Genomic DNA, 12,755 nt, shown 5'->3' on the forward strand with positions numbered 1-12,755 from the left:
TATGCAGGATGTCCACATAGATAGAAGTAGATATTTTCCTGATGACTTGAATAGATATAAAGAAAAGTCGTTGATAAAGGGGAAGATCTATGTCTACCGTATTGGCCTTACTCATCTTTATCGTCAGCTATGTGTTGATCATGACCGAGAAGTGGAATAGAGCTTTAGTTGCGCTCGCTGGAGGCGTCCTTCTCTTGATTACGAACGTATATCAGTGGGAGGAAGCATTCGGCTTCATCGATTGGCAGACCATTGCTCTTTTGTTCTCTATGATGGTGCTCGTTTCGATTACGAAGAAAACAGGCGTCTTCACCTTCGTAGCGATCCGCCTTGCACAGTTAGTGAAGGGACGTCCGGTACCGCTTCTGTTTGTGACCGCGCTCTTTACAGCTGTCGGATCCGCTTTTTTGGACAACGTCACGACGGTATTGCTTTTTGTCCCTGTATTGCTGTCTCTGATTGACCGACTGAAGCTTCCTGCCTTCCCTTATCTATTAATGACCATTTTCTGTTCGAACATCGGGGGGGCGGCGACGCTGATCGGGGATCCACCGAACATCATGATCGGACAGGCGGTGAAGCACTTCAGCTTTATGTCCTTTCTGTATCACATGGGACCGATTGTATTTCTCATTTTCGCAGCGGTTGTCTCCATTATGATGTTGTTGTTCCGAAACAAGCTGACATACGATGAGAAGCTTGCAGAAGATCTGATGAACATGGACGCTTCTGAGCATTTGAAAGTGTCCAAGCTGCTGGTCAGCTCTCTTTCCGTTCTTCTGCTAACGATCATCGGGTTTATGATGCATCCGTTCATACACATGGATATTACGACCATCGCTGTCAGCGGGGCTTTACTGCTTCTCTTTTTGACTGAAAAAGAATTGGATGTCGAGAAAGTGTTTGAAGAGGTGGAGTGGGTGACGCTGTTCTTCTTCATGGGACTGTTCATGCTCGTTGGCGGGCTTGAAACGGTCGGTGTCATTGATGAGATGGCAAGAGGCATGGTCTGGTTCTCAGGCGGGGATATGCCGGTCACATCGATGATCATGCTGTGGAGTTCAGGAATCCTGTCTGGGGTAGTTGATAATATCCCGTTTGTGGCCGCCATGATTCCGGTCGTTCAGGAACTACAAGGGTATGGCATGATGGACGTCGACCCTGTCTGGTGGTCACTTGCCCTCGGTGCTTGTCTTGGAGGCAATGGAACGCTTGTAGGAGCTTCGGCGAACGTCGTCGTCGCCGGTCTTGCGGCAAGCTACAATCAGCCGATCTCGTTTGTCCGCTTTTCCTTGTACGGTGTCCCCGTCCTGATCTTGTCGCTCATCATGTCATCCGTTTACGTGTTTTTCCGTTATTTGATTCCGTTTCTTTAATAAAATGAACAAAATAGGTGAACTTATAAGTAGGAATTCCAACTGAAAGGTCGTGGCCGGACGTGCTGGTGCTATCCATTATATTACGTACCATTCTCACCTATTTTGTCATTCTGCTTATTTTCAGGTTCATGGGAAAAAGAGAAATCGGCGAGCTGAGCGTCATGGACTTAGTCGTATTTGTCATGCTTGCTGAAATCGCAGTGGTCCTTATCGAAAATACAGATGTACCGATCTGGCAGGCGATCGTCCCCATGGTCACCATTCTCCTCATTCAATTATTCAGTGCATGGTTCTCCCTGAAAAATCAGACGTTCCGCAACTGGTTCGACGGAAGGCCGACGGTCATCGTCAAACACGGAGCCATAGACGAACATGCCATGCGCAAGCAGCGCTACAATTTCAACGACTTGCTGCTTCAGCTCCGTGAACATGGCATTCAGCAGATTGGTGACGTCGATTACGCCATTCTCGAACCATCCGGTAAACTCTCTGTTTTTGAAAAAGAAGAAGACGGTACTTCTGGGTATGCCGTAGTCCTCATTTCAGACGGCCACATTGAAAAAAGTGGTCTGAAGAACATAGACAAGGATGAAGAGTGGTTACGATCAGAAGTGAAGAAGCAAGGGTTCGATTCTCCAGAAGAAGTCTCTCTCTGCACCATCAATGCAGAAGGGGAAATCCAAATGGACGAAAAAGACGAATACAAAAAATAACCGCCAAACCCGGCGGTTATTTTTTATGAAGGATGCGGTTCCAAGGGATCATGTTCCATTCTTCCTTTGTCAGCAGCTTAAAGGCAAACAACAGGATGAAGTAGATGATGGTGAGAGCGGTGCCGACAATGAACAAATGAGTAAGGCTGTCCAAGTCGATGTACTGCTTCATCGTATAGCCGAGATACCCGGTGACAGCCATGATCGCACCGAATTTCGTGAATAATAGAACAGGGAAGACGATGACCTTATGCTTCATCAGGACAGCCATATGGAGCAACGTGACGATGACGACACCGAATGAGATGGCAGCTGCAACGCCTTGAATCCCGAATTCTGGTTTCGAACTCAAGGTGAATAAGACAGCGAATTTGATGACAGCTCCGATCAACGTGTTCCACATTGCAGGCTTGGCCAAGTCCAGTGCCTGCAGGCTTGCTTGAAGCGGCGTCTGGATGTAGTGAAGCAGAAAGAACGGTGCCATAAACTGCAGCATAAAAGCGCCATTGCTCGTCCCGTAAACGGTCGATAAAATCACGACTGGGAAAATCATAAAGACGACAGTGATTACGCCGCCTGATGCGAGCGATAATCGGATCGATTGCAAGATCCGGTACTGGATCGTCTGACTATGTCCTTTTGCACCGGCTTCGCTGATGGAAGGGACAAGCGATACCGACAAGGCATGCGTGAGAAAGGTCGGCAGAAACAACAGCGGGAGGACATATCCGGTCAGCTCTCCGTATTGCTTCGTTGCTTCCGCAGCAGCAAGTCCGGCAATCGCAAGACTCTGTGCGACTAGGATCGGCTCAAAGAAATACGTCAGTGAACCGATGAAGCGGCTGCCGGTCGTCGGCAAGGCAATCGTCATCAACTCGTTCAGCGTTTTCCTGCCTTCAGCAATGTGGTTTTTCCACGTTTTTCTCAAACGGAAGCGCTTCTGCATTTTAAATTGGCGCATCATGTACAACAACGAGATGAACTCTCCGAGCACGACGGATGCCATTGCTCCGGCGGCTGCATACTGCACACCATAGGGCATAAATAGCTTGGTCAAGATGATGACAGCACCGATCCGCACGATTTGCTCAATCACTTGTGACATAGCCTGCGGTTTCATATTCTGCCTTCCCTGGAAGTACCCTCTGATCACAGAAGAAATCGCGATGATCGGAATGATCGGCGTAACGGCGAGAAGAGGGTAAAGTGCTCTTGAATCTGTTAGAAAATACTTAGCGACGACAGGCGATAAGAAAAACATACCGACCGTGAAGATGATACTCAATGACCCCGTGACAGCCAGTGAAACGAGAAGAACGCGTTTGATTTTCTTTTCGTCTCCAACAGCGTCCGCCTCTGAAACTCGTTTAGAGATCGCAACAGGTAGTCCGAATTGAGTGATCGTCATGGCTAATATCAATGTAGGGAGCGCCATCATGTAAAGGCCGACACCCTCAGCCCCCATAACCCGTGCCACAACAATCCGGTTGATAAAGCCTAAAACCCTTGTGAAAAGCCCTGCGGCAACAAGAATTAAAGCGCCTTGAAGAAAGGTTTGTTTTGACATAAAGACAATCCGCCTTCTCAAAGTAATAAAATTCAGATACAATGAAGTATATGCGTCTTCATGGACAAGGCATGACAAGGATGTGAAATTCATTCAATTCGTCAGTAAGGAGTGCCGCGATGTACGAATCGAAATCAGTTCATAAATGGAAGAAGCAAATTGATCCTGTATTAACGAGTAAAGTAGAAGAACTCCGAATGATGGGGTACGAGCGGGTCACAAAAGAAGAGGTGTGGCACTGTCTCGTGAAGAAAGTTTGGAAAGGTGAGCCGGAGAAGCGTCTCTACGAAATGGTCCAGGACGTTTTTCATTTGAGCAGTCATACATATGTCAGTTACCTGGCGGCGGAGGCCTATCAGGATGAAGATCTGCTCGCCTCGATCGAAGCAGTCACGCACCATCAGGAAGGAACATAATGGCAACATTCCTGTGAAAAAAGTCGAACACTGGTTGTCAAATAATAAAAAAGTAGTAAAATTGTTACGGAGCAAACTATAAGAACCACTCATCAAAAAGAAATAGAGAAATCGCATAGCGGGTGTGTCACGATTTAAAGGAGGATTTTTGCATCATGGTAAAACGGGGGCGTATCATCGCCTTTTTCCTCGTACTGGCCGTACTGGCAGGTACAATCGGTACGACGATCACAGGCGTTACGAAAGATATACGATTAGGTCTTGACCTTCAAGGCGGATTTGAAGTCTTGTATGAGGTTCAGCCAATTGACGAAAGTCAGGAGGTCAACGACAGTGTACTGGAAGCGACAGCTGCCGCACTGGATAACCGTGTCAATACATTAGGAATCAGTGAAACGAATATCAATATCGAAGACGGCGGGCGTATCCGCGTACAGCTTGCCGGAGTAGAAGATCAGCAGCAGGCACGGGAATTACTTTCTACAACCGCTGAGCTCTCATTCCGAGGTGCTGACGGTACAGAATATATGGACGGTTCCGACCTTGTCGAGGGAAGTGCCCAACAGACATTCGATGCCAACACAAACCAACCCGTCGTTTCAGTAGGGTTGAAGAGTGCCAGTAAAATGTACGAAGTCTCATCAGAGATTACTTCTAAGGGAGACGATCCTACCACGCCATACCCTGATAATGTAATGGTTATCTGGTTGGATTACAGTGAAAAAGATACAACGTTTGCTGAGGAATTCGGAAAAGAAGAACCAGCTTATATCTCGGCACCAGGATTTACCAACAACGATCCGATCAGAAGTACAAGCGTCCAAATAAACGGGAACTTCACAGTAGATTCTGCACAAAATCTAGCTGACATCCTAAACGCAGGATCTTTGCCGGCTAACTTAGAAGAAATCTACTCCACTTCTGTTGGTGCACAGTTTGGTGAGCAGGCAATGAACGATACGATTCTGGCTGGATTCATCGGAATCGCGATCATCTTCCTATACATGATCGTGTACTATAGATTCCCAGGAGTTATCGCAACGGTTACGTTATCTGTGTATATTTACTTAATTCTTGTCGTCTTTGAGTGGATGAACGGCGTCTTGACGCTGCCGGGTATCGCCGCATTGATCCTCGGTGTAGGTATGGCGGTCGATGCGAACATCATCACCTACGAGCGGATCAAGGAAGAGCTGAAATCAGGCAAGTCGGTCCTATCCGCCTTCAAAGCAGGTAACAAGCGTTCACTCGCAACCATAATGGATGCGAACATTACGACGCTTATCGCCGCAACCGTCCTGTTCATATTCGGGACAAGCTCTGTCAAAGGGTTCGCGACGATGTTAATCGTAAGTATCCTTGTCAGCTTCATTACAGCCGTGTATGGTACACGACTATTCATGGGGTTATGGGTGAAGAGCCGCTTCTTGAACAAACGACCGAAATGGTTCGGCATTAAGCCTGAAGATATTAAAGACATCGAAGACGGAGAAGAAGTGGAAGCAACCGTTATGGGACGCCAATTCGACTTTGTAGGTCTTCGTAAACGATTCTTCAGCTTGTCGATCATCCTAATAGCTGCCGGGATCATAGCCTTGAGTGTTTTCAGGTTGAATCTTGGAATCGACTTTACGAACGGCTCTCGTATCTCTGTTCTATCGAATGATGGGAACATTAACTTGGACCAGGTCGAACAAACGCTTGAAGAAGAATTCGGCGTTACGCCGGAGCAAGTCGTTTCAGCGGGAGACAACGGTGAAATTGCGGTCGCAAGGTTCGATAAGGAACTTGCGCAGGGAACCATTACAGATATTCAGGAGTATTACGAAGATGAATACGGCAATACGCCGAATGTCAGTACCGTTTCACCTACTGTCGCAAAAGAACTCGCTAAAAACGCGGCACTCGCCGTCTTATATGCGTCGATCTTCATTATCATTTATGTGACGATCCGGTTCGAAATCTTCTTTGCTTTGACGGCCATCCTCGCCTTGCTGCACGATGCTTTCTTTATCATCGCATTGTTCAGTATTACGAGAATCGAATTCGATATTACGATCATCGCTGCGATTCTGACCATCGTCGGGTATTCGGTCAACGACACCATCGTTACGTTCGACCGGATACGGGAGAACTTGAAATTGAAGAAGAAAGTGAAGAGCTTTGGGGAGTTGGCTAAGATCGTCAACGACAGCTTGATGCAGACATTAGCACGTAGTATCAACACCGTCCTTACCGTGGTCTTTGCGGCATTGATGTTGTTAATCTTCGGTGCTTCGTCCATTACGAACTTTGCTTTCGCACTCGTAGTCGGCCTTGTTGCCGGTACGTACTCTTCCTTGTTTATTGCTTCGCAGCTTTGGTTAGTATGGCGCGGACGCAACATCAAGGAGAAGCCGATTCAATTCGTGAAGAAAAAGAATACAGGTGGACCACAAGTCTAACCTACGAATGAAGAGAGCATGGATATACATTCCATGTTCTCTTTTTATATGGAGCTGCTTCGACTCGTTTGATTGAAAAGGAGGGGTTCAGGGTATATTCATACTAACTGAATATGAAAGGAGAGAAAGATATGAAGGGGCAGACCTATATAATCCTTTCCATTATCTTTGCAATTGTTATTGCCATTTTTGCTGTCATCAATGTCGAACCTGTACAGGTAAACTTCCTGTTCAGTTCGGGTGAAGCACCACTAATTCTTGTGATTCTCCTCTCCGTCCTCCTTGGTGGACTGGCCACGGCTTCTGTGGGGGCTGTTCGATATTACCGGTTGAAAAGGGAGAACCATACACTTAAGAAAAAATTGGATGAGTCAGGCGAGACAATTACAGAAACTGAATCTGTTGAGTCAGGGGAAGAGAAGGAAACAGAGGAAGAAGACACTTCATACAAAACCACATAATCCTGTTTGCTACCCCTGGGTTGCTCTAGTATAATAGACAAGTCAGGGGTGAACGTATGTTACAAAGTAAAATGAAATGGAAATTTACATATAGCGATGAGTCAACCAGTCCTCAGGTCGATGGGCTGACGCCTCTCACAGGACAATTGTTGTCGAAGCGGAATGTGACGAGTCCAGAGGCGATCGAACAGTTTTTGAATCCCTCGATCGAGCAGCTTCACGATCCTTTTCTTATGGGAGGCATGAAGAAAGCCGTGGAGAGGGTTCAAAAAGCGATTGCGAATGAAGAATCCATCCTCGTCTTTGGCGACTATGATGCAGACGGTGTGAGTTCTACTTCCTTAATGATTGAAGCATTAAGAGAAGCCGGGGCAGACTGTGATTTTTACATTCCAAACCGTTTTACAGAAGGATACGGTCCGAACGAAGGAGCCTTTCAATTTGCAGCAGATTCAGGCTTCTCTGTCATCATTACGGTTGATACAGGAATTGCAGCCGTCGCTGAAGCGGACTTTGCCAAACAATTGGGCGTCGATTTAATCATCACCGACCACCACGAAGTTCAGGAAGTTCTACCGGATGCATACGCGATCATCCATCCGAAGACTTCGACGGAGTATCCTTTCCAGGAGCTTGCCGGGGTAGGCGTAGCCTTTAAGTTTGCAGAGGCACTGCTTGGGCGTTTTCCGAAAGAGCTTCTTGATCTCGCTGTCATCGGCACGATTGCTGACCTTGTTCCTCTTCACGGGGAAAACAGGGTGCTTGCAGCTGTAGGACTTCGTGCGATTTCTCAATCGAAACGTCCCGGGATCCAGGCGCTGCGCGATGTGTGCAGAATCGAAGGGGAGATCAATGAGGAAACAATCGGGTTTACGATCGGTCCGCGTCTGAATGCTGTTGGCCGGCTGCAAGATGCGACACCTGCGGTGGAATTGCTTCTATCAGAAACAGTGGAAGAAGCTGTTGAAATCGCCAAGTTTATCGATCAGCTGAACCAGGAACGTCAAAAAATCGTGACCAAGATTGCTAAAGAAGCTGAAGATATGCTCAAGGAACGAGGGCCTGATCAGGAGAATGTTATTGTCGTAGCCAAGGAAGGCTGGAATCCGGGGGTGCTTGGGATCGTTGCTTCGAAACTTGTCCGGACGTTCGACAGACCGGCCATCGTTCTAGGCATCGATGCTGAGAAAGGACAGGCCAAGGGTTCGGCAAGAAGTATCGATGCTTTCGATTTATTCTCGAACTGCATGGAAGTCCGTGATCGGTTCGTACACTTCGGAGGCCATGCTCAAGCAGCGGGAATGACGCTTGAAGTCGATCAGATTGATCCACTCAGGCAGGACTTGATTCAACTGGCCGAACAGAAGTTAGAACCAGAAGACTACCAACAAGTGCTCGAAGTCGAGACGACAGTCCCGCTTGATGAAATCTCACTCAAGCAGATTGAAGAAGTCGACCGACTTCGTCCGTTTGGTATGGGGAATCCCAAACCTCTCTTTCACGTGCAGCAGGCACCGAAAGAGATTCGTTTAATAGGAAGCAAAAAGAACCACCTGAAATTCCAATTCCAGCAGGACCAGGCTAAAGTGGATGGAATTGCGTTTGGTATGGGGGATGCTTATCACCAGCTTGCTCCAGCGGATAAACTGGATCTCGTCGGGGAGCTTGGTATCAACGAATGGAACGGTCGGAAGAATCTGCAGATCATGATCAAAGATTTCTGTGTTCAAGATTGGCAGCTCTTTGACCTTCGTGGTTCAAAGCGAATTGAAAGCAGCATTTCCGCTGCTGACAAAGACACGTTGACAGCCGTTTCATTCCAGGGAGCTAAGGAGGCGCCTCATCAGGTTCCTGTCTATTCACCTGGAGAACTCGACCAGCAGCATATAGATGGATTGATGATTCTTGACCTACCTGATCAGTTATCAGACCTTGAGGAATTTCTGAAAGACAGGACCGTAAGTAAGGTTTATACCTGCTACCGCGTGGAAGAAAGTACATTCTTGAAAAAATGGCCGACAAGGGATCATTTTAAATGGTTTTATGGTATGCTGTTGAAGCGGGGCTCGTTCGATCTTAATCGAGAGACGGACAAATTGGCCGAACGAAAAGGCTGGGACCGTTCCATGGTCGATTTTATTTCAAAGGTGTTTTTTGAACTCGGTTTTGTTAAAATAGACAATGGACTAGTAACAATCAATTCGCAACCATCTAAAAAGGACTTGCAGGAATCCGTTCTATATCAGCAGCGTGCTGAAAAGTTACGTATAGAACAGACCTTGTATTATTCCACGTATAAAGAGTTGAAGGATTGGTTCAACCAACAGTTAACGATGCAGTCAAAGATCGTCAAGGAGGAAGTATTTCATGGACTATAAAGAGCATATTGCCATCGTAGAAGATTGGCCAAAGGAAGGTGTGCAGTTTAAAGACATCACGCCTTTAATGGATAATGGTCCAGCGTTTAAAGCAGCTGTAGACGAAATAGTAGAATATGCAAAAAAGAAGGATATCGACATCGTTGTCGGTCCGGAAGCGAGAGGTTTCATCGTAGGGTGTCCTGTTTCTTATGCCCTTGAAATCGGCTTCGCACCTATTAGAAAAGAAGGCAAACTGCCGAGAGAAACGATTAAAGTAGATTATGGTTTAGAATATGGTAAAGATGTTCTGACTGTTCATAAAGATGCCATCAAGCCTGGTCAGCGTGTACTGATTATCGATGACCTGCTTGCTACAGGCGGAACGATTGAAGCGACAATCGATTTAGTAGAACAGCTTGGTGGGGAAGTAGCTGGATGTGCTTTCCTTATTGAACTGACTTACTTAAATGGCCGTGACAAGCTTAAAAATCACGACGTACTGACGCTAATGCAATATTAATCCGTTTTGATAGAGTGCCCCACATGTGGGCGCTCTTTGTTTTAGCCGGGGAAATGCCCGGCCGCGTTTTCCTTTACATTTATTCGACTTTTTTTGATAATGAGAATTAACGATCGAGTTCGTAAGTTTAAAGAAACTAGGGTGATTGAATGGCTAAAGATACAGTTCTGACTGCCGAAGAAGTCATAGAGCAGGCGAGTCGATATTTGAACGAATCGGACCTTGAATTCATTCGTCGGGCTTATCAATTTGCAGAAAATGCGCACAGTCAGCAGTTTCGTAAATCTGGAGAGCCTTATATTATCCACCCCATCCAAGTGGCTGGGATCCTCGTTAACCTCGAAATGGATCCGGAAACGATTGCTGGTGGGTTTCTTCATGATGTCGTGGAGGATACCGAGATATCATTAGAAGAAATAGAAGAGGCGTTTAATCCAGAGGTCTCCATGCTCGTCGACGGAGTTACGAAACTAGGAAAAATCAAATATAAATCTAAAGAAGCACAACAGGCAGAAAATCACCGCAAAATGTTTGTCGCGATGGCGAAGGACATCCGGGTCATTTTGATCAAGCTGGCCGACCGTCTGCACAACATGCGTACATTGAAGCATCTGCCTGCCGAGAAGCAAAGACGCATTTCCAATGAAACGCTTGAGATCTTTGCTCCGCTTGCCCATCGTCTTGGAATCTCCACGATCAAATGGGAGCTTGAGGATACTGCACTCAGGTATTTGAATCCTCAACAATATTATCGAATCGTTCATCTGATGAAGCAGAAGCGGAACGAACGTGTTCATTACATTGAAGAAGTGATGGACGAAATTCGTGATCAGTTGGAGGATGTCAATATTGAGGCGGACTTACATGGTAGACCGAAACACTTATACAGCATCTATCGTAAAATGGTCCTCCAAAATAAGCAGTTTAATGAAATTTATGACTTATTGGCGATCAGAATTACGGTGGATAGTATAAAAGACTGTTACGCTGTACTTGGAATTATCCATACTTGTTGGAAGCCGATGCCGGGACGCTTCAAGGATTACATCGCGATGCCGAAGCCCAACCTGTACCAGTCGCTTCATACGACGGTCATAGGTCCAAAAGGGGACCCGCTTGAGGTGCAGATTCGTACGCACGAAATGCACGAAATCGCTGAATATGGAATCGCTGCACACTGGGCGTATAAAGAAGGTAGACAAGATGTCGCTGAACAATCCTTCGAAGAGAAGCTGACTTGGTTCCGTGAAATTTTGGAATGGCAGAGTGAAACGCATGATGCCGAAGAGTTTATGGAGTCACTGAAAGTCGATTTATTTTCGGACATGGTCTATGTATTTACGCCTAAAGGCGATGTGATCGAGCTGCCTTCGGGTTCTGTGCCGATTGATTTTGCCTATCGTATCCATACAGAAGTCGGAAACAAGACGATTGGTGCGAAAGTGAACGGGAAGATGGAACCGCTCGATTACGTTCTGAATACCGGGGACATCGTCGATATCATGACGTCCAAGCATTCCTACGGGCCATCGAAGGACTGGATTAAGCTTGCGCAGACGTCTCAGGCGAAAAATAAAATCCGTCAGTTCTTCAAGAAGCAGCAGAAGGATGAGAACATCGCCAAGGGGAAAGAGTTGGTTGAACGTGAGATCCATAACTTCGGAATTCAGCCGAAGGACGTGCTCACATCCGATAACTTGGACCGCGTTTCCGAAAAGTTCAATTTTGCCAATGAGGAAGACATGTTTGCTGCTGTCGGCTACCAAGGGATTACCGCAGCTCAGATTGCAACGAGATTGACCGAGAAACTTCGCAAGCAGAAGCAGAAAGAGCAGGATTTGGAACAGACGTTAGCTGATGTCAGCACAACGGAAATCAAAACCCCTCCAAAGGCAGGGAAAAAGGATTCCGGCGTGCGTGTTGAAGGCGTCGACAACCTGCTTGTACGTTTATCCAAGTGCTGTAACCCTGTACCGGGTGATGACATCGTCGGTTATATCACGAAGGGACGGGGAGTATCGGTTCACCGAACAGACTGTCCGAACGTGAAAACAGAAGAAGCACAAACGCGTCTTCTCCCTGTCAAATGGGAGACGTCGATGACCGATTCCAAGCAGTACCACGTTGACCTTGAAATCTGGGGTTATGACCGCAGAGGACTATTGAACGAGGTGCTACAGGCTGTCAATGAAACGAAGACGAACATTACAGCTGTATCCGGGAAATCAGACCGCAATAAAATGGCGACCATTCATATTACCATTTTGATTCTAAATACGAGTCACCTGCGTAAGATTGTGGAGCGGATTAAGCAGATTCAGGAAGTGTACACGGTGCGACGTGTCATGCAATAAGTTTTAAAGGAGTAGATTCGGATGAAAGCAGTCGTCCAAAGGGCTGTCGATGCTTCCGTGACAGTTGAAGGGGAAACGACTGGGAAGATCGAGAACGGCTTAGTTGTACTACTCGGGGTCACTCATGAGGATACCGAGGAAGATGCGCGTTATTTAGCCAAAAAAATTCCTTATCTCCGTATTTTTGAAGATGAGAATGAAAAGATGAACCTTTCTCTCGTTGACACGGGTGGAAAACTTTTATCCGTTTCCCAATTCACCCTTTATGGGGATACAAGAAAAGGGAGACGTCCGAATTTCATGGGAGCTGCCAAGCCTCCGCAGGCTGAAGAGCTCTATGAAACCTTTAATCAAATGGTCAAAAATGAAGGGGTTCAAGTGGAAACGGGTGAGTTCGGCGCAATGATGAATGTGCAGCTGATAAACGCTGGTCCTGTTACCTTAATCCTCGAAAGTAAAGACCGATAATAGGAAAAAGCCTTGCAGATATTTTCTGCAAGGCTTTTTAGGTTATCGAAAAAGGTTCTGGATGAAATAGAGA

The 12,755-nt window shown here is 46.5% G+C and carries 10 protein-coding genes; 9 read left to right on the top strand and 1 reads right to left on the bottom strand.

Annotated elements, in window-relative coordinates:
- The first annotated feature begins 89 nt into the window (after nucleotides 1-89).
- The gene (locus LCM20_RS05130; protein ID WP_225194357.1) at nucleotides 90-1,376 is read left to right on the top strand and encodes an ArsB/NhaD family transporter; all 1,287 of its coding nucleotides are present in this window, start codon (nucleotides 90-92) and stop codon (nucleotides 1,374-1,376) included.
- A 62-nt stretch (nucleotides 1,377-1,438) separates the two neighbouring features.
- Complete coding sequence (locus LCM20_RS05135) at nucleotides 1,439-2,092, top strand: DUF421 domain-containing protein (RefSeq protein WP_225194358.1); 654 nt, start codon at nucleotides 1,439-1,441, stop codon at nucleotides 2,090-2,092.
- A gap of 16 nt (nucleotides 2,093-2,108) precedes the next feature.
- Here the strand turns inward: LCM20_RS05135 and spoVB are convergent, their stop codons facing one another.
- Complete coding sequence (spoVB, locus tag LCM20_RS05140) at nucleotides 2,109-3,659, bottom strand: stage V sporulation protein B (protein WP_225194359.1); 1,551 nt, start codon at nucleotides 3,657-3,659, stop codon at nucleotides 2,109-2,111.
- A gap of 119 nt (nucleotides 3,660-3,778) precedes the next feature.
- Here spoVB and LCM20_RS05145 point away from each other — a divergent pair, with 119 nt between their 5' ends.
- From LCM20_RS05145 to dtd, 7 genes are all read left to right on the top strand, one after another.
- A complete protein-coding gene (locus tag LCM20_RS05145) occupies nucleotides 3,779-4,075 on the top strand; it encodes a post-transcriptional regulator (protein WP_225194360.1) in 297 nt (98 codons plus the stop codon).
- A gap of 155 nt (nucleotides 4,076-4,230) precedes the next feature.
- Nucleotides 4,231-6,519, top strand: coding sequence for a protein translocase subunit SecDF (gene secDF / locus LCM20_RS05150; RefSeq protein WP_225194361.1), 2,289 nt, complete (start codon nucleotides 4,231-4,233; stop codon nucleotides 6,517-6,519).
- Nucleotides 6,520-6,650: 131 nt separating this feature from the next.
- Nucleotides 6,651-6,980, top strand: coding sequence for a lipopolysaccharide assembly LapA domain-containing protein (locus LCM20_RS05155; protein ID WP_225194800.1), 330 nt, complete (start codon nucleotides 6,651-6,653; stop codon nucleotides 6,978-6,980).
- Between the two features lie 56 nt (nucleotides 6,981-7,036).
- Nucleotides 7,037-9,358 (top strand): single-stranded-DNA-specific exonuclease RecJ, encoded by a 2,322-nt coding sequence (gene recJ / locus LCM20_RS05160; RefSeq protein ID WP_225194362.1) that lies wholly within the window; start codon nucleotides 7,037-7,039, stop codon nucleotides 9,356-9,358.
- Complete coding sequence (locus LCM20_RS05165; RefSeq protein WP_225194363.1) at nucleotides 9,348-9,860, top strand: adenine phosphoribosyltransferase; 513 nt, start codon at nucleotides 9,348-9,350, stop codon at nucleotides 9,858-9,860. The genes recJ and LCM20_RS05165 overlap by 11 nt, the downstream gene beginning before the upstream one ends.
- Nucleotides 9,861-10,009: 149 nt before the next feature.
- Complete coding sequence (locus tag LCM20_RS05170) at nucleotides 10,010-12,214, top strand: RelA/SpoT family protein (RefSeq protein ID WP_225194364.1); 2,205 nt, start codon at nucleotides 10,010-10,012, stop codon at nucleotides 12,212-12,214.
- Between the two features lie 21 nt (nucleotides 12,215-12,235).
- Nucleotides 12,236-12,682: a D-aminoacyl-tRNA deacylase gene (gene dtd, locus LCM20_RS05175; RefSeq protein ID WP_225194365.1), complete on the top strand. Its 447-nt coding sequence runs from the start codon at nucleotides 12,236-12,238 to the stop codon at nucleotides 12,680-12,682.
- Nucleotides 12,683-12,755: the final 73 nt, after the last annotated feature.

Origin of the sequence: Halobacillus litoralis (genome assembly GCF_020171725.1) — a bacterium.
GTDB lineage: Bacteria > Bacillota > Bacilli > Bacillales > Halobacillaceae > Halobacillus > Halobacillus litoralis_F.

What these genes read in the sequence shown, in the direction of transcription:
- secDF (WP_225194361.1), top strand. Translation starts at nt 4,231, where the DNA reads ATGGTAAAACGGGGGCGTATCATCGCCTTTTTCCTCGTACTGGCCGTA.
- dtd (WP_225194365.1), top strand. Translation starts at nt 12,236, where the DNA reads ATGAAAGCAGTCGTCCAAAGGGCTGTCGATGCTTCCGTGACAGTTGAA.
- LCM20_RS05170 (WP_225194364.1), top strand. Translation starts at nt 10,010, where the DNA reads ATGGCTAAAGATACAGTTCTGACTGCCGAAGAAGTCATAGAGCAGGCG.
- recJ (WP_225194362.1), top strand. Translation starts at nt 7,037, where the DNA reads ATGTTACAAAGTAAAATGAAATGGAAATTTACATATAGCGATGAGTCA.
- LCM20_RS05155 (WP_225194800.1), top strand. Translation starts at nt 6,651, where the DNA reads ATGAAGGGGCAGACCTATATAATCCTTTCCATTATCTTTGCAATTGTT.
- LCM20_RS05130 (WP_225194357.1), top strand. Translation starts at nt 90, where the DNA reads ATGTCTACCGTATTGGCCTTACTCATCTTTATCGTCAGCTATGTGTTG.
- LCM20_RS05145 (WP_225194360.1), top strand. Translation starts at nt 3,779, where the DNA reads ATGTACGAATCGAAATCAGTTCATAAATGGAAGAAGCAAATTGATCCT.
- spoVB (WP_225194359.1), bottom strand. Translation starts at nt 3,659, where the DNA reads ATGTCAAAACAAACCTTTCTTCAAGGCGCTTTAATTCTTGTTGCCGCA.
- LCM20_RS05165 (WP_225194363.1), top strand. Translation starts at nt 9,348, where the DNA reads ATGGACTATAAAGAGCATATTGCCATCGTAGAAGATTGGCCAAAGGAA.